Origin of the sequence: Ensifer sp. Root31, from assembly GCF_001424825.1 — a bacterium.
GTDB lineage: Bacteria > Pseudomonadota > Alphaproteobacteria > Rhizobiales > Rhizobiaceae > Ensifer > Ensifer canadensis.
Window position 1 is genome coordinate 20,321 of the sequence record NZ_LMCO01000011.1, and the last position, 14,585, is coordinate 34,905.

Sequence of the window (14,585 nt, forward strand, 5' to 3'; positions counted from 1 at the left end):
TGAAGCGGTAGACTTCAAGGCAAGCCTCGCTACATTCGGCGGCAGTCACCACAGCACCGCATGCTCATAGAGCGTGCAAAGGGGCGCTGTAGCGTTAAACTCGCCGCATGATTTGTCCTTTGATCGACCGCGATCGAAGGCGCCTGCAGCAGAAGCCCGATCGGAAGACACGCCATGGCCGCGCTCGAACTTGACCTCTTTCTTTGCCGCACCGACAATTTCGGCGTGCTGCTGCACGATCCGGTAAGCGGCGCCACCGCCTCGATCGACGCGCCCGAGGAGCAGCCGATCCTGGAGGCCCTGGAGCGGCGTGGCTGGACGCTCACCCATATCCTCACCACCCATCACCACGGAGACCATGTCGCGGCCAACGTCGCGCTCAAGGATCGTTTCGGCGCCACCATCATCGGGCCGGCGGCAGAGGCGGCCAATATCCCCGGCATCGACAGGAGCGTGCGTCACGCTGAACGCTTCGATTTTGCCGGCCACCCGGTCGACGTCATCGAGACGCCCGGCCACACCGCCGGCCATATCTGTTTCCACCTTCCTGAGGATAAGCTGCTCTTTGCCGCCGACACCCTGTTTGCGCTCGGCTGCGGCCGCCTGTTCGAGGGAACGCCGGAAACGATGTGGCAGTCGCTCAGCCGACTTCTCGCCCTGCCCGACGACACTACTGTTTATTTCGGCCACGAATACACGCTGTCGAACGCCCATTTCGCCGTGACGATCGACCCGGACAATGATGCATTGAGGGAGCGTGCGGCCGAGATCGAAGAAACCCGCTGCGATGGCGGCTTTACGGCGCCGACGACCATCGGCCTCGAAAGGCGCACCAACCCGTTCCTGCGCGCCGCCGACCCGAAGATCCGCGCGCATCTCGGCATGGAAGGGGCGACCGATGCGGCTGTCTTTGCCGAAATCCGCAAGCGCAAGGATAATTTCTGATGACGGCCGATCAGGAACTGACGCCGGCCGCCATCATCGAGATCCTTGGGCTGACGCGCCACCCCGAAGGGGGCTGGTATGTGCAGACCTTCCGCGACGCCAACGGCGGGCCGCGCGGCCACTCGACGGCGATCTACTATCTGCTGGAGCGCGGCGAGCGCTCGCACTGGCATCGGGTACGTGACGCCGCCGAGGTCTGGCATCACTATGCTGGCGCGCCGCTGGAGCTCAGCATTGCCGCCGACAGCGAGCCTGCAACGGTTCTGCGCCTCGGCCCCGGCATTCTCGGCGGCGAGCGCCCACAGGGGCTCGTGCCGCCCAACTGGTGGCAATCCGCCGTCTCGCTCGGCGACTGGACGCTTGTCGGCTGCACGGTGGCGCCGGGCTTCGATTTCTCAGTCTTCGAGATGGCGGCCCCCGACTGGGCGCCGCCTGAGAAATAGAGCATTTTCAGGAAAAGTGTGAAGCGGTTTTCCGCCCGGAAGGTTACTCTGCCGGCTGCACCGCCGTGCGCGCCTTACGAAAGATCATGTCCTTGGCCGCCAGCACCGCGCCGCCCGTCACGAAAAGGCATGCGGCGGCGATACGCCATGACGGCTCGGCAAAACCGAACAGGATGAGGATCAGCGTCGACAGAACCGGTGCGGCGTAGCTGGCAACGCCGAGCAGCTGGATATTGCCGTTCTTGACGCCGAAGTCCCAGGCATAGAAGGCGGCACCGACCGGCAGCAGGCCGAGGCCCGCAACCGCCAGCCACTCGAACGTCGTTTCCGGCCAGACGGTCGTCTCGAGACCAAGATGGCAGACGAACGAGAGAAGCGATGTCGCCAGGCAGAAGCCGGTGACGACGTCGGTCGAGACCGCCTCGAAGCGGCGCGTCAGCAGCGAATAACCGGACCAGGTGAAGGCGCACAGCAGGGCTGCGCCGTACCCCATCAGATAGGCGTCGTCAAAGGCGATACCGTTGCGGGCGATGATCATGATCGTTCCCATCAGGCCGGCAAAAGCGCCGGCAACGTGGTACCAGCGCAGCCGCTCGCCCGGCAATAGGGCAGAGCCGACGACGATCAGCAGCGGCCAGAGATAGGCGATCAGACCGGCTTCGACAGCCGGCGCGTTGCGAAGTGCGGTAAAGTAGAGAAAGTGATAACCGAAAAGACCGGCGATGCCGGTGATCCAGACCTTCGCCGGCTGCTTCAACAGCGCCAGCCGCTCCGGCTTCAGCGCGAGAACGACGACCCCCGGAATGCTGCCGATGAGGAAACAGATGGCTGACAACTGGAACGGCGGCATCTTGCCGGATGCAGCGGTAAACAGCGCCAGGAGCGACCACATCAAAATGGCGGTTGCACCGATCAACGTTGCCTTGAATTTCATGTCTTATCCCCTCGTGCAGCCTCCAACTGCATAATTCCTTAGATCGGAATCGATTTAAGGAGAAAATTATGCAGCAAGCTTCAAGCGCTACAGCGCAGCACGTCACGTTTGACGCGCTGCGCTGTAGCGGAAACCGGCGCGGATAAAATCACGACTCGGCGCGAAATGTTAGTACTCGGCGTGAAATGTTAGTGATAATCTCCACCATTCGGTGGATCAACCGCCGAATCGCGTCGCGGAAACCGTCACGGGGCCAAGCTTGGTCGGGATGCGCACATAGACGGGCGCATAGACATCGACGACATCAGATTTGGCAAACCAGATTTCCATGGTCTGCAGCTGCCTGAGATATTCGACGTCTTCGCGCCCCTTCTTGTAGCCCGCCTTCGGAACAAAGCGGATGCCGCAGACGATCACCTCGCCTTCGAATCCCTTGGTCTTGAACGGCCTGGTCCCCCTCGCCGACAGCTTGATGTCGAGACGCGATTCGCCGTCGAAGATCGGAAGGGTATTGGGGCAGACGCGGGCATTACCGGGAATGATAAGGCCGGACAAGGGATCGAGCACGTTGCGCATGTCGCGCGAGGTCACCGGCACCCAGTTCTTCGGCAGCGGCGTGCGCTTCGGATTCATGCTGGCATGCACGACGTTGCCGTTGCTGTAGGTGACGCTGATCGCCCGGCCCTTCTTGCCGCTGCGATAGGACATCGAATATTCGTTTGCGCGCAGATAGTCGCGGCCGATGACGCCGGAAACACGGGTCTGCCCCGAAGTCCGGCTGAAAATGTCGACGAGGCCGGCCGAATGCAGCGTTCCTGATATCGTGTAGCGATTCTTTACAAGCGCCGTATGGAACGACGCTCTCGCAAGCGGCAAACCGGCAAGCGAGATGCTGTAATCCGTCTGATGTTCGATATCTGCAGCAAGCGATGCTGTGGAAAACATTGCCACTGACAACAGCGCTACCGCGCGAGAACCGATGCGCAACTTCATGCCCTGAGAGATCCATTACTCGAATGCCGTCGCCATGCCTTGGAATGCAGGTCGTTTACGGCTTTTCTACGCCTTTTCCGACAGATCCGGCGGCCGGAACGCTACCGCATCATGGACCTCTGCTGCATCCGCAGGACAACAGATAGCGCATCGTAAATCAGCTTGGAATGACTCGCGTGAAGCATTATTGTGGCCGCGATCGAGCTTGCCTGATGCAGAAACAGCCGGGAGAAACGGCGGTTTTCCGAGAATGCAAGAGGTTTGGCTTGACGGGCGGGCTGTCTCTGACTATAGAACCGCAACTTTCCAATAATGGCCAACAGGAACGCGGCCTGGGCTCTGGGCCCGCTACCGCATCGTCCGGCGGCGATAAAGAGAATAGGTGTACCATGTCCCGTAGTTGCGAATTGACCGGCAAGGGCGTCCAGTCGGGCAACAATGTCAGCCACGCCAACAACAAGACCAAGCGCAAGTTCCTTCCGAACCTGTGCAACGTCACGCTGATTTCCGATGCTCTCGGCCAGCGCTTCCGCCTGCGCGTTTCCGCAGCGGCTCTCCGCTCGGTTGAACACCGCGGTGGTCTTGACGCTTTCCTCGTGAAGGCCGACGAGAACGAGCTGAGCATGCGCGCTCGCCTGCTGCGCCGTCAGATCGTCAAGAAGAACGCTGAAGCCGCTGCCGCTTAATCAGCGCCAGCGTCTGTCTTCGACACGACTTTAAAAAGGCTTGCGGGTTTATCCGGCAAGCCTTTTTCTCGTGTTTAATTTGCAGATTTTCATCGGCCCGGCGTTCAAGCCTGGCTTCCGCTCAACTGGTGGCATCTCCCAGGATAAAAAAATGCTGATCAACCGCACGTTCTTCATCTATGTCGCGTTCATGACCTTGGTGGTCGTGGCCTCAAACTTCCTCGTTCAGTATCCGCTGCCGGGCTCGATCGCCGGCATGCAGCTCGGCGACCTCCTGACCTGGGGTGCCTTCAGCTATCCCTTCGCGTTCCTCGTCACCGACCTGACCAACCGCCATTTCGGCCCGCGCATTGCGCGTCGTGTCGTCGTTGTCGGCTTCCTCGTGGCGATCGTTCTGTCCTTCTTCGCAGCGACGCCGCGCATCGCCATCGCTTCCGGCTCCGCCTTCCTGTTCGGCCAGCTGCTTGATATCTCCGTGTTCAACAAGCTCCGCCGCCAGAGCTGGTGGCATGCGCCGCTGGCAGGCTCGCTGATCGGCTCGGCGCTCGACACGGCCATGTTCTTCTCCTTCGCCTTTGCGCCGTTCTTCGTGTTCTTTGGGCCGAATGACAGCTTTGCGCTGGAGACAGCACCGCTGCTCGGCATCCTTGCGACCGAGGCTCCGCGCTGGATCTCCTGGGCGCTCGGCGACCTGACGGTGAAGATCCTCTGCGGCATCATCATGCTTTTGCCCTACGGCGCGCTGATGAGCGTGATCAAGCCGATGCCATCAGGCAAGGCGACAGCCTGATACTACAGCGCCGCGCGTCTTATAGACGCGCAAAGGTCGCTGTAGCACTTTGAATTGCTGCATGTTTTGATCCTTAAATCGAATACGATTTCAGGAAACATGCAGCAGCAGAACAAGTGATTGATGACGGGGCCGAATGGCCCCGTTTTCATTTGATCAGGCGGAATTCCAGCATCAGATTGCGCTCGAGGATCGAGTGGTTGTCATCGGAGATGACGATGACGCGGACATCGCCACTGGCGCCAGCGACCACGTCGAGGCCCTCCATGTTGTCGATCTGATAGCCCATGTCGGCTTCGAGAATGACGTCGCCGTCGACCACGGCGCCAGGCCGAATGCTGGCTCCCGGAATGCGGCGGATGCGCATGCCGAGACCGGAGGCGAAGTTGAACCGACGTTCCAGCAGCAGAAGGTCGCCATCGGGCAGGAAAGCGCCGTCGGTAACGGCGTAGGGATCGGTACGGGTAACGGCAAAGGCGCCCTTCATCGGGCCATCGAGAATGCCTGCCAGAAGATTGTCCGCCTTGTCGACGCTGCGCTCGGACACGGTGACGGCAGCGCCGCCGAGCGGGCCATCCTTCGGCGAAATCGCCACGGTCTCAAGCCCGCCATTGTTGCGCAGCTCGGTTGTTGGAAATGGCAGCGGCATGCTGCCGACCGGCCCCGAAGTCGAGAAACCCGGATCCGGGTAGATATCGATGCGGTGGGCCTGCTCGTAGCTGACGATCACCTCGCCCTCGCGCAGTGCCAGACCTTCGGAATCCACCTTCCATTTCTCCAGCCCGACCGCGCCGCTCCTGTCCGCCATCGGTGTTGCCGTCAGGTCCGTGAGACCGGAAAGCCTGCCGTTCGCATCACGGATCACCGCCCCTTCGAGCCAATGCCCCGTATCCATGACGGCGACGAAGGAGGTGCCATCCGGCCGGAATCGGATCGCGGATACGGCGCCGAACAGCGCATTGGAAGACGTCATCTCCAGGCCGCCGATGAATTCCAGCTGACCGAACCGCGTCTGGTTGGAGCCGACCTTGAATGGGTCTATCTGCCGGCTGCGAATGGGCAGCGTCTCGCTGCCGCCGGCGGCCAAAGCCACGCCGGTCGAGGCCAACAGGGAAAGAACGAGGAGACCGCGGCCAAGCATCTGGGGGAGTTCCTTCGGGCGGGCAGAATAGGCGGGGAGGAGATGGCAACCGCGGCAGCGGCCTAGGGGATGAACGGGGCGACAGACGGTCGCCCCGGTTTCGCGAAAGATTAGCTAGCGCGGCGCATGCGCCCCGGACGGCGGCGCATGCTTTCGTCTTCGAACAGATCGGCGAGCTGCTCGGTCATCGCGCCGGCCAGTTCATCCGCATCGACGATGGTCACGGCGCGGCGATAATAGCGCGTTACGTCGTGACCGATGCCGATTGCCAAAAGCTCGACCGGCGAGCGCGTCTCGATCTGCTCGATCACGGCACGCAGGTGCCGTTCGAGATAGTTGCCCGGATTGACCGACAGCGTCGAGTCGTCGACCGGCGCGCCATCGGAAATCATCATCAGGATGCGGCGCTGCTCGCGCCGCGCCATCAGGCGCTCATGCGCCCAGATCAGCGCCTCGCCGTCGATGTTTTCCTTGAGCAAGCCCTCGCGCATCATCAGGCCGAGATTGCGGCGTGCACGCCGCCACGGCGCATCGGCCGACTTGTAGATGATATGGCGCAGATCGTTGAGGCGGCCCGGCGATTGTGGCTTGCCACCGGCCAGCCACTTCTCACGCGATTGCCCGCCCTTCCACGCCTTGGTGGTAAAGCCAAGGATCTCGACCTTGACGCCGCAGCGCTCCAGCGTGCGCGCAAGGATGTCGGCGCAGGTCGCGGCAACCGTGATCGGCCGGCCGCGCATGGAGCCGGAATTGTCGATCAGGAGGGTCACGACCGTATCGCGGAAATTGGTATCCTTCTCGCGCTTGAACGACAGCGGCTGCATCGGATCGATGACGATGCGCTGCAGGCGCGCAGTGTCGAGATAGCCCTCTTCCAGGTCGAACTCCCAAGAGCGGTTCTGCTGCGCCATCAGGCGGCGCTGTAGCCGGTTTGCAAGCCGCCCGACGGCACCTTGAAGGTGCGAGAGCTGCTTGTCGAGGAACGCGCGCAGCCGGTCGAGTTCCGCCTCGTCGCAGAGCTCTTCCGAGGCGATGGTCTCGTCGAACTCGCGGGTGAAGACGGTGTAGTCGACTTTCTCGTTGAAGTCGGCAAACGGCTGGTTCGGGCGCTTGACCTCGCCGGGCGTCTCGCTGTCCTCGTCACCCTCGTCCTGCAGGTCGTCGTCGGAGATCTCCGCGCCGTCCATCTCGCCTTCTTCCATCTGCTCTTCAGCAGCCTGGTTTTCGTCGGCAGGGGCCGCATCGTCGCCGGCTTCCTCGTCGCTGGCGTTTTCGTCCTGCTCCTGGCTGCGCGGCTGATCCTCGTCGGTCTCGCTTTCCTGCTCGTCCGGCTCGATGTCGTCGTCGCCGTATTTCTCGGCAACATCCATCGATGTCAGCATATCGCGCACGACGCGGGCGAAAGCCTGCTGGTCGTTGAGCGTCGACGACAGATTCTTGATGTCGCCGGCAGCCTTCTCCTCGATGAAGTCGCGCCAGAGATCGAGCACCTTACCGGCGGATGCCGGCGGCTTCTCGCCGGTCAGCTTCTCGCGCACCAGCAAAGCAACAGCCTCGCCGAGCGGTGCATCGGCCTGCTTGCTGATCGCGCCGAAATTGGCCTTGGAATATTTCTCTTCGAGCATCGAACTCAGGTTCTTGGCAACGCCTTCCATGCGCAGCGAGCCGATCGCCTCGACACGCGCTTGCTCGACGGCATCGAAGATCACCCGCGCGTCGGCGCCCTGCGGCGACATCGTCGCGTGGACGCGTGCGTCATGACAGGCCTTGCGCAGCGCCATGCTGTCGCCGAGACCGCGCGTCACGGCAAGTTCCTGCCGCGTCGGCCGCTTGGAGATTTCGGGCAGACGGATGCGTTCGCCTGTTATGCCCGGTCGCTCGTTGGCAAAAGCCACCTCGACCTCGGCATCGCCCGCGATCGATCGGATGCAGCCGGAAAGCGCCCGCTTGAACGGTTCGGCTGCATTTTCGCGCGTGGTCGGCTTTGCCTTGGAGTTCGAGCTCACGACAGTTCCTTCTTCAGCCAGATGCGATGATGCCTGGTGGGGCATCATCGAGTTTGCCACAGGGTCACAAGTCCGCCTTTCCCGGGGAAAGACGGACGATGGATCAGGCGGTGGCTTCAAGCACGATGTTGGCAGCGCTTTCCTTCAGCTCGATGCCGAAAGCGCGCTGATAATGCTCGGCGACAAGCGCCCGCTCCAGCTCGTCGCACTTGTTGAGGAAGGTCACGCGGAAGGCAAAGGCGATATCGCCGAAGATATAGGCGTTCTCGGCCCAGGTGATGACCGTACGCGGGCTCATGACCGTCGACAGGTCGCCATTGATGAAGGCGGCGCGGGTAAGATCGGCAACGCGCACCATCTTCGATACCGTCTCGCGGCCCTTGTCGGCGGTAAAGCCCTTGACCTTGGCGGCGACGATATCGACTTCCTTGTCATGCGGCAGGTAGTTGAGCGTCGTCACGATCGACCAACGGTCCATCTGCGCCTGGTTGATCTGCTGCGTGCCATGGTAGAGGCCGGTGGTATCGCCGAGACCGACCGTGTTGGCGGTTGCAAACAGGCGGAATGCCGGGTGCGGACGAATGACGCGGCTCTGGTCGAGCAGCGTCAGGCGGCCGGAGGATTCCAGCACGCGCTGAATGACGAACATCACGTCCGGGCGGCCGGCATCGTATTCGTCGAAGACGAGCGCGACGTTGTGCTGGTAGGCCCAGGGAAGGATGCCGTCCTTGAACTCGGTGACCTGCAGGCCGTCCTTGACGACGATCGCGTCCTTGCCGACGAGGTCGATACGGCTGACATGGCTGTCGAGGTTGACGCGCACGCACGGCCAGTTGAGGCGCGCTGCGACCTGCTCGATGTGGGTGGACTTACCGGTTCCGTGATAACCCGAGACCATCACGCGTCGGTTATGGGCAAAGCCTGCGAGAATGGCGAGCGTGGTTTCGCGGTCGAAGAGGTAGTCCGGATCGAGATCCGGCACGTAGGCGTCGGCCTTCGAGTAGGCGGGAACGCGCAAATCCGTGTCAATGCCGAAAACGTCCCGAACCGAGACGGTTGTGTCGGGGAGGTTGGAAATGTCGAGGTCAATCTTGCTCATCATGTCTCCAGAGCGGCCACCGGACGGCACCCGCGCATTCGCCTGCAAAAGTGCTTCTGTAATAATCCGCGTTGTTAGCAGAAACCAGCCTGTTTTAACAATTGGTAGGCTTGAATTACTGCGCGAAAACGCTCCTCCGATCCCCTGTCCCCGCCATTGGCATCAGGGTGGTGTTTCTTGACCAGATCCTTGTAGGCCGCCTTGATATCGCTGGCTGTCGCCGAAGCGCTAAGGCCGAGCGTTTCATAGGCCTTGGCTTCGAGCGTCTTCAGCTTGCGCTGGCGCGGCTCAGGACGGCCGGCGCGCGCTTTTGCCTCACTGACGAACCCGAAGGGATCGCGCATGCGCGCCTGCGCCCCGGCAGAGCCCGAACGGGTCTGCGATTGGGTCGGACTATTCTTGGCATTCTTGTTGACGCCGACCGTCCAAGTCGGACGATGCCCGGTCACCGCTTCCTTCTGATAGCGCGCGACTTCGCTGTCGGACAGACCGGAGAAGTAGTTGTAGCCCTTGTTGTATTCCTTCACATGCTCGAAGCAGAACATGAAATACTGCCCCTCGGCGTTGCGGCCGACGGGTGCGCGATGAACGCCCTTCTTGTCGCAGCCGTCCCACTGACAGGTGGGGGCGGCCGGCTCTGCGCGCGGCTCGACCTTGCGCCGTGTCCGAATGCGATCGAAGTATTTTGAATCGAGTCTCATGGCGCTCATTATGGGGGTTGGCCGGGGCCACAACAAGAATTGACAAAGCGGAATGTTGCTGGCTTTGTGCGGGCATTTTGCGCCGCCTAGGCCGCGCTGCCGGACCCGACCAACATAAGGGCATCCAGCAACCAAGGAAATGGGACGGAAGAATGTCGCTGCGGGACACGATCGAACAGAAATTGACCGAAGCCTTCCACCCCGAACGGCTGGCCGTGATCAACGAGAGCCACCTGCATGCGGGTCATCAACCTGATTTCGACGGCGGCGGCGAAACCCACATGCGGGTCCGCATCGTTGCCGACGCCTTTGCCGGCATGAGCCGAGTGGCGCGCCATCGCGCCATCAACGACCTGTTGAAGCCCGAACTCGACGCCGGCCTGCACGCGCTGGCCGTCGAGCCTGCAGCCCCCGGTGAGCCGACGCGCTGGTAGGCATCAGCCGATCGGCGTCTGGTCCTCGGCCGGGCGGATCCTGAGTTTCGTGATCCGGTTCTTCACCCGCTTCATCACGATGAAGCGCTTGCCATGGAAGGTGAAGGCCTGGCGCTCCTCCGGGATGCTTTTCGACTCGTGGATCACCAAACCGGCGACCGTCGTCGCTTCCTCATCCGGCAGTGACCAGTCGAGCGCACGGTTGAGGTCACGGATCGGCACCGAGCCGTCGACCACGATGGACCCGTCTGCCTCCTGGCGAACACCCTGGATATCGAGATCGTGCTCGTCGGCGATATCACCGACGATCTCCTCCAGAATATCCTCCAGCGTCACCAGTCCCTGAACCTGACCGTATTCGTCGACGACGATAGCAAGATGCAGCTTGCGGCGCAGGAAGGCGTTGAGCTGGTCCTTGAGGTTGGTCGTGTCGGGGACGAACCAGGGTTTCTGCGCGATCTTGACGATGTCGAGGTTTTCCGGCTCGACATCCGGCTCGGCAAGCGCGCGCAGCAGATCTTTCGAATGCACCACCCCGATGATGTTGTCGGTGGAGCTCCGCCACAGCGGCAGGCGCGTGAACGGGCTCTGCAGGATATCGCGCACGCAGATTTCAGGCGGATCGTCGGCGTTGATCGCCCGCATATTGGTGCGGTGGATCATGATGTCGGAAATCTCGAGTTCCCCGAGATCGAGCACGCCGCCGAGCCGATCCCGGTCGGCCTTGATGACCGAGCCTTCGCGGTGCAGCAGGTCGACTGCGCCGCGCAGCTCGTCATGCGCCGAAAGCATCGACATGTCGGACGAAAGGTTGACGCCGAAGAGAAACAGGATGCGCCGCACGATGCCGTTGACAAGGCTCGACAGCGGCCCGGCCACGGCGACGAAGGGGCGAACCAGCGGCGCGACGGCAAGTGCAAAGCGATCCGGCGACGCAATCGCCCAACTCTTCGGCAGCACTTCGGAAAAAATTACCAACAGCACGGTCATGACGACCGTGGCGATCGCCACGCCCGAATTGCCGAGCAGGCCGATCAACAGGCTCGTCGTCAAGGACGAGGCGAGAATGTTGACGAGGTTGTTGCCGATCAAAAGCGCGCCGATCAGCCGATCGCGGCGCTCGATCAGGCGATTGACGATACCCGCCCGCTCGTCGCCATTGTTCTCAAGCGAATGCATGCGCGAGCGCGAAGCCGCAGTCAGAGCCGTTTCGGAGCCCGAAAAGAAAGCGGAAAACAATAGCAGGCAGAAGACCGCGGCAATCGACAGCCAGTATTCGCCGAGAAATGCCAGGAATGCTTCGCCGGTCATTGCGGGTGCTTTTCCCTCAGGAAGCTCAGGACCTCGGAGGCCGGCACATCGTCGGCGACGAAGGACTGGCCGATGCCCCGGGTCAGGATGAAGGTGAGCTTGCCGCCCTTGACCTTCTTGTCCTGGGCAATCGCGTCCATCAGCTTTTCAGCCGGCGGCAGGCTACCGGGGATTTCGGTCATGCGCGTCGGCAGGCCGACGGCTCTCAAGTGCGTTTCGACCCGGCTCGCATCATCGGCGCTCGCAAGGTTCATGCGCGTCGAGAATTGATGCGCCAGCACCATGCCGATCGCCACGCCCTCGCCATGCACCAGGCGGGCGCTGTCGTATTCGGTGGCGGCTTCCAGCGCGTGGCCGAAGGTGTGGCCGAGGTTGAGCAGTGCACGCAAACCGTTCTCGCGCTCGTCCGCCGCCACGACATCGGCCTTGGCCTGGCAGCTCACTGCGATTGCCTCGATGCGCGCAGCCCCGCCGGAAAACACCGCCTGCCAGTTTTTCTCCAGCCAGGCGAAGAAGTCCGGCTTGTCGATCAGCCCGTATTTCGCAACCTCGGCATAGCCGGCGCGGAATTCGCGCGGGCTCAGCGTGTCGAGCACATCCGTGTCGGCAAGCACCAGATCCGGCTGGTGGAAAACGCCGATCAGGTTCTTGCCGTGCGGCGAATTGATACCGGTCTTGCCGCCGACCGAGGAATCGACCTGCGCCAGCAGCGATGTCGGGATCTGGATGAAGCGCGAGCCGCGACGCACGATACCGGCCGCAAAGCCGGTCAGGTCGCCGATGACACCGCCGCCAAGCGCGATCACCGCGTCGTTGCGCTCGATCCGTGCACCGAGTATGGCTTCGCAGGCGGGAATGAGATGCTCGAAACTCTTGGTCTTTTCGCCCGCCGGCAACACCAGCGACACGGCTTCGATGTCTCTCTGCTTCAGGCTCGCCATCAGCGGTTCGAGATAGCGCGGACCGACGTTTTCGTCGGTGATGACGGCCACCTTGCGCCCCTTGAGGCGCGAGGCGATCTCGTTGCCGGCAGCAGCGATCAGCCCCGGACCGATCAGAATGTCATAGGAACGATCACCGAGATCGACGCGAACCTTGCGCTCGGCAGCAGGCATCACATGGCTATTCATCATTTGGCACTTTCCGGAAATCTATGACGGCGGTGAGAACGTCCTCCACCATCGTCTCCTTGCTCACATCGCGCGACATCACCGTCAGATCGGCTTCGGCGTAGATCGGGTAGCGGGCGCGCATCAGGTTTTCGAGCGTCTGCTTGGGGTTCTCGGTCTTCAACAGAGGACGTGTGTCGCGCTTGTTGACCCGCTCCCAGAGCACGTCCAATTCGGCATTGAGCCAGATCGTCAAGCCGCCGCGCTTGATCTGGCGGCGCGATCGCTCGTTGATATAGGCGCCGCCGCCGGTGGAAACGACACGGGGGCCGGTGCGCAGCAGGCGTTTCAACACACGTGCTTCCAGCGCCCGAAATTCGTCCTCGCCGTAGCGGGCAAAGAGATCGCTGATCGTCATGCGCGAGACGCGCTCGATCTCGTGGTCGGAATCGACGAAGGGAATGCCGAGCGCCTGCGCCGCCAACCGGCCGATCGCGGATTTTCCGGCGCCCATCAGGCCGATGAAAACGAGATTGCGTTTACCGAGCGCAAGCTTCGCCCGTTCGGCAAGCGTCGCGGAAACCGGTTCGATCACGTCGTTCATTGGACTTCTTATTCCCCATTCCCTTCCGGTATCGACAAATCGGGGTGGAGCGTCAAGCCGTCGCGCGCGTCCGTGCATGCTTCTTGAACTTGGCGAAAGGGGCGTTCATATAGATCGGGCATCTACCAAAGTGCGGCGCGTCCGGTCCAGCGCGCACACGGTTGCCCCAGCACATTCAACGGCTGCATGATTTTATCCTTAAATTCGTTCCGGTTTAAGGGATCCTGCGGAGGAAACTGAAATGCCCACCCTCTTCCGGTTCCTGTTCTTCTGCGGCGTCATCGCCGGGCTGATCTACGGCACGATGATCGCGCTCGTCACCTTCGTCGAGCCGGTCGAGCGCAACGTGACCGTGAAGATCCCATCCGAACGGGTCAACAAGACACAATGAGCGATCTTTCCGCGGCACACGTCGAGGCCTTCCTCGAAATGATGAGCGCCGAACGCGGCGCCGCCGTCAATACGCTGCAATCCTACGAGCGCGATCTGGAAGACGCCTTGTCCCACATGCGCGGCCGCGGAACGGGGCTGACGAGTGCGGCGACCGACGATCTCCGGCATTATCTCGCCCATCTGGCGGGCCAAGGCTTCAAGCCGTCCTCGCAGGCGCGCAGGCTGTCGGCGCTCAGGCAGTTCTACAAATTCCTCTATGCAGAAGGCCTGCGCACCGACGACCCGACAGGCATACTCGATGCGCCCAAAAAGGGTAGAAGCCTGCCGAAGACGCTGAGCATCGACGACGTGTCACGACTGATCGGCCGGGCCGAGACCGAAGCCGAGGCGACGGCAGGCGGACCGGAGCGGCTTTCCAAGCTGCGCATGCACGCTTTGATGGAGCTTCTTTATGCCACCGGCATGCGTGTCAGCGAACTGGTGTCGCTGCCCGCAAGCGTGCTCGCCCAGAACGGGCGCTTTCTCGTCGTCCGTGGCAAGGGCAACAAGGAGCGGCTGGTGCCGCTCTCCCAGGCCGCGATCCGCGCGATGCGTCTTTATGGGGCAGCCCTCGAAGAAGAAACGGCAAAAGCCGACAGGGGCGAGCGCGAAAGCCCGTGGCTGTTTCCGTCAACGGCAAAGGCAGGTTTTCTCCCCCGCCAGGTCTTTGCCCGCGACCTGAAATCACTGGCGGCGCGTGCCGGCATCCGCGTGGCGACGATCTCGCCGCATGTGCTGCGTCATGCCTTCGCCAGCCACCTGCTTGCCAACGGCGCCGACCTTCGTGCCGTCCAGGAACTGTTGGGTCACTCGGACATTTCGACGACACAAATCTATACACATGTTCTGGAAGAACGGCTGCACGACCTCGTGCAAAACCATCACCCTCTTGCCAAACAGGCGAAAAAACAGGATTAGGACCGCCGGGCAGGCTGGTTTCGGCCGGCAGATCCTTGT

Annotated in this window: 16 protein-coding genes; 7 read left to right on the forward strand and 9 right to left on the reverse strand. The window is 62.0% G+C overall.

Annotated elements, in window-relative coordinates; translation table 11 throughout:
* Nucleotides 1-174: 174 nt before the first annotated feature.
* Both gloB and ASD00_RS11525 read left to right on the forward strand, forming a co-directional pair.
* Nucleotides 175-945 carry a hydroxyacylglutathione hydrolase gene (gene gloB, locus ASD00_RS11520; RefSeq protein ID WP_025424649.1) on the forward strand — a complete coding sequence of 257 codons (771 nt, stop codon included), beginning with the start codon at nt 175-177 and terminating at the stop codon, nt 943-945.
* A complete protein-coding gene (locus ASD00_RS11525) occupies nt 945-1,388 on the forward strand; it encodes a cupin domain-containing protein (protein ID WP_025424650.1) in 444 nt (147 codons plus the stop codon). The genes gloB and ASD00_RS11525 overlap by 1 nt, the downstream gene beginning before the upstream one ends.
* A gap of 43 nt (nt 1,389-1,431) precedes the next feature.
* Here the strand turns inward: ASD00_RS11525 and ASD00_RS11530 are convergent, their stop codons facing one another.
* Together ASD00_RS11530 and ASD00_RS11535 are read right to left on the reverse strand one after the other, a co-directional pair.
* A complete protein-coding gene (locus tag ASD00_RS11530) occupies nt 1,432-2,322 on the reverse strand; it encodes an EamA family transporter (protein WP_025424651.1) in 891 nt (296 codons plus the stop codon).
* 216 nt (nt 2,323-2,538) lie between these two features.
* On the reverse strand, nt 2,539-3,315 hold the full coding sequence (locus tag ASD00_RS11535; RefSeq protein WP_025424652.1) for a DUF3108 domain-containing protein: 777 nt from the start codon (nt 3,313-3,315) through the stop codon (nt 2,539-2,541).
* 389 nt (nt 3,316-3,704) lie between these two features.
* On the opposite strand from ASD00_RS11535, the gene rpmB reads away from it, so the two are divergent.
* Both rpmB and ASD00_RS11545 read left to right on the forward strand, forming a co-directional pair.
* Nucleotides 3,705-4,001, forward strand: a complete 297-nt coding sequence (rpmB, locus tag ASD00_RS11540) for a 50S ribosomal protein L28 (RefSeq protein ID WP_025424653.1) — start codon at nt 3,705-3,707, stop codon at nt 3,999-4,001.
* 151 nt (nt 4,002-4,152) lie between these two features.
* Nucleotides 4,153-4,791: a queuosine precursor transporter gene (locus tag ASD00_RS11545; protein ID WP_025424654.1), complete on the forward strand. Its 639-nt coding sequence runs from the start codon at nt 4,153-4,155 to the stop codon at nt 4,789-4,791.
* Nucleotides 4,792-4,939: 148 nt separating this feature from the next.
* Here the strand turns inward: ASD00_RS11545 and ASD00_RS11550 are convergent, their stop codons facing one another.
* From ASD00_RS11550 to ASD00_RS11565, 4 genes are all read right to left on the reverse strand, one after another.
* Nucleotides 4,940-5,932 (reverse strand): esterase-like activity of phytase family protein, encoded by a 993-nt coding sequence (locus ASD00_RS11550; protein WP_025424655.1) that lies wholly within the window; start codon nt 5,930-5,932, stop codon nt 4,940-4,942.
* Between the two features lie 110 nt (nt 5,933-6,042).
* The gene (gene cobT / locus ASD00_RS11555; protein WP_025424656.1) at nt 6,043-7,938 is read right to left on the reverse strand and encodes a cobaltochelatase subunit CobT; all 1,896 of its coding nucleotides are present in this window, start codon (nt 7,936-7,938) and stop codon (nt 6,043-6,045) included.
* Between the two features lie 103 nt (nt 7,939-8,041).
* Nucleotides 8,042-9,037 carry a cobaltochelatase subunit CobS gene (gene cobS / locus ASD00_RS11560; RefSeq protein ID WP_025424657.1) on the reverse strand — a complete coding sequence of 332 codons (996 nt, stop codon included), beginning with the start codon at nt 9,035-9,037 and terminating at the stop codon, nt 8,042-8,044.
* Nucleotides 9,038-9,111: 74 nt separating this feature from the next.
* Nucleotides 9,112-9,747, reverse strand: a complete 636-nt coding sequence (locus tag ASD00_RS11565; protein ID WP_025424658.1) for a J domain-containing protein — start codon at nt 9,745-9,747, stop codon at nt 9,112-9,114.
* 143 nt (nt 9,748-9,890) lie between these two features.
* Between ASD00_RS11565 and ASD00_RS11570 the strand changes: the two genes are divergently transcribed.
* Complete coding sequence (locus ASD00_RS11570; RefSeq protein WP_025424659.1) at nt 9,891-10,172, forward strand: BolA family transcriptional regulator; 282 nt, start codon at nt 9,891-9,893, stop codon at nt 10,170-10,172.
* Between the two features lie 3 nt (nt 10,173-10,175).
* Here ASD00_RS11570 and ASD00_RS11575 read toward each other — a convergent pair whose 3' ends face one another.
* The 3 genes from ASD00_RS11575 to ASD00_RS11585 are packed head-to-tail and all read right to left on the reverse strand — an operon-like array spanning nt 10,176 to nt 13,196.
* The gene (locus ASD00_RS11575; protein WP_025424660.1) at nt 10,176-11,483 is read right to left on the reverse strand and encodes an HlyC/CorC family transporter; all 1,308 of its coding nucleotides are present in this window, start codon (nt 11,481-11,483) and stop codon (nt 10,176-10,178) included.
* Nucleotides 11,480-12,613, reverse strand: coding sequence for a 3-dehydroquinate synthase (gene aroB, locus ASD00_RS11580; protein WP_025424661.1), 1,134 nt, complete (start codon nt 12,611-12,613; stop codon nt 11,480-11,482). The genes ASD00_RS11575 and aroB overlap by 4 nt, the downstream gene beginning before the upstream one ends.
* Complete coding sequence (locus ASD00_RS11585) at nt 12,606-13,196, reverse strand: shikimate kinase (RefSeq protein ID WP_025424662.1); 591 nt, start codon at nt 13,194-13,196, stop codon at nt 12,606-12,608. Before ASD00_RS11585 ends, aroB begins: the two co-directional genes overlap by 8 nt.
* Nucleotides 13,197-13,437: 241 nt before the next feature.
* Here ASD00_RS11585 and ASD00_RS40920 point away from each other — a divergent pair, with 241 nt between their 5' ends.
* The gene (locus ASD00_RS40920; RefSeq protein WP_025424663.1) at nt 13,438-13,587 is read left to right on the forward strand and encodes a hypothetical protein; all 150 of its coding nucleotides are present in this window, start codon (nt 13,438-13,440) and stop codon (nt 13,585-13,587) included.
* Nucleotides 13,584-14,546 (forward strand): site-specific tyrosine recombinase XerD, encoded by a 963-nt coding sequence (gene xerD, locus ASD00_RS11590; RefSeq protein WP_025424664.1) that lies wholly within the window; start codon nt 13,584-13,586, stop codon nt 14,544-14,546. Before ASD00_RS40920 ends, xerD begins: the two co-directional genes overlap by 4 nt.
* Nucleotides 14,547-14,585 lie beyond the last annotated feature (39 nt).

Excerpts from the sequence above, each read along its gene's own strand:
- gloB (WP_025424649.1), top strand. The coding sequence starts at position 175 with ATGGCCGCGCTCGAACTTGACCTCTTTCTTTGCCGCACCGACAATTTC.
- ASD00_RS11525 (WP_025424650.1), top strand. The coding sequence starts at position 945 with ATGACGGCCGATCAGGAACTGACGCCGGCCGCCATCATCGAGATCCTT.
- ASD00_RS11530 (WP_025424651.1), bottom strand. The coding sequence starts at position 2,322 with ATGAAATTCAAGGCAACGTTGATCGGTGCAACCGCCATTTTGATGTGG.
- ASD00_RS11535 (WP_025424652.1), bottom strand. The coding sequence starts at position 3,315 with ATGAAGTTGCGCATCGGTTCTCGCGCGGTAGCGCTGTTGTCAGTGGCA.
- rpmB (WP_025424653.1), top strand. The coding sequence starts at position 3,705 with ATGTCCCGTAGTTGCGAATTGACCGGCAAGGGCGTCCAGTCGGGCAAC.
- ASD00_RS11545 (WP_025424654.1), top strand. The coding sequence starts at position 4,153 with ATGCTGATCAACCGCACGTTCTTCATCTATGTCGCGTTCATGACCTTG.
- ASD00_RS11550 (WP_025424655.1), bottom strand. The coding sequence starts at position 5,932 with ATGCTTGGCCGCGGTCTCCTCGTTCTTTCCCTGTTGGCCTCGACCGGC.
- cobS (WP_025424657.1), bottom strand. The coding sequence starts at position 9,037 with ATGAGCAAGATTGACCTCGACATTTCCAACCTCCCCGACACAACCGTC.
- ASD00_RS11565 (WP_025424658.1), bottom strand. The coding sequence starts at position 9,747 with ATGAGCGCCATGAGACTCGATTCAAAATACTTCGATCGCATTCGGACA.
- ASD00_RS11570 (WP_025424659.1), top strand. The coding sequence starts at position 9,891 with ATGTCGCTGCGGGACACGATCGAACAGAAATTGACCGAAGCCTTCCAC.
- ASD00_RS11575 (WP_025424660.1), bottom strand. The coding sequence starts at position 11,483 with ATGACCGGCGAAGCATTCCTGGCATTTCTCGGCGAATACTGGCTGTCG.
- aroB (WP_025424661.1), bottom strand. The coding sequence starts at position 12,613 with ATGAATAGCCATGTGATGCCTGCTGCCGAGCGCAAGGTTCGCGTCGAT.
- ASD00_RS11585 (WP_025424662.1), bottom strand. The coding sequence starts at position 13,196 with ATGAACGACGTGATCGAACCGGTTTCCGCGACGCTTGCCGAACGGGCG.
- ASD00_RS40920 (WP_025424663.1), top strand. The coding sequence starts at position 13,438 with ATGCCCACCCTCTTCCGGTTCCTGTTCTTCTGCGGCGTCATCGCCGGG.
- xerD (WP_025424664.1), top strand. The coding sequence starts at position 13,584 with ATGAGCGATCTTTCCGCGGCACACGTCGAGGCCTTCCTCGAAATGATG.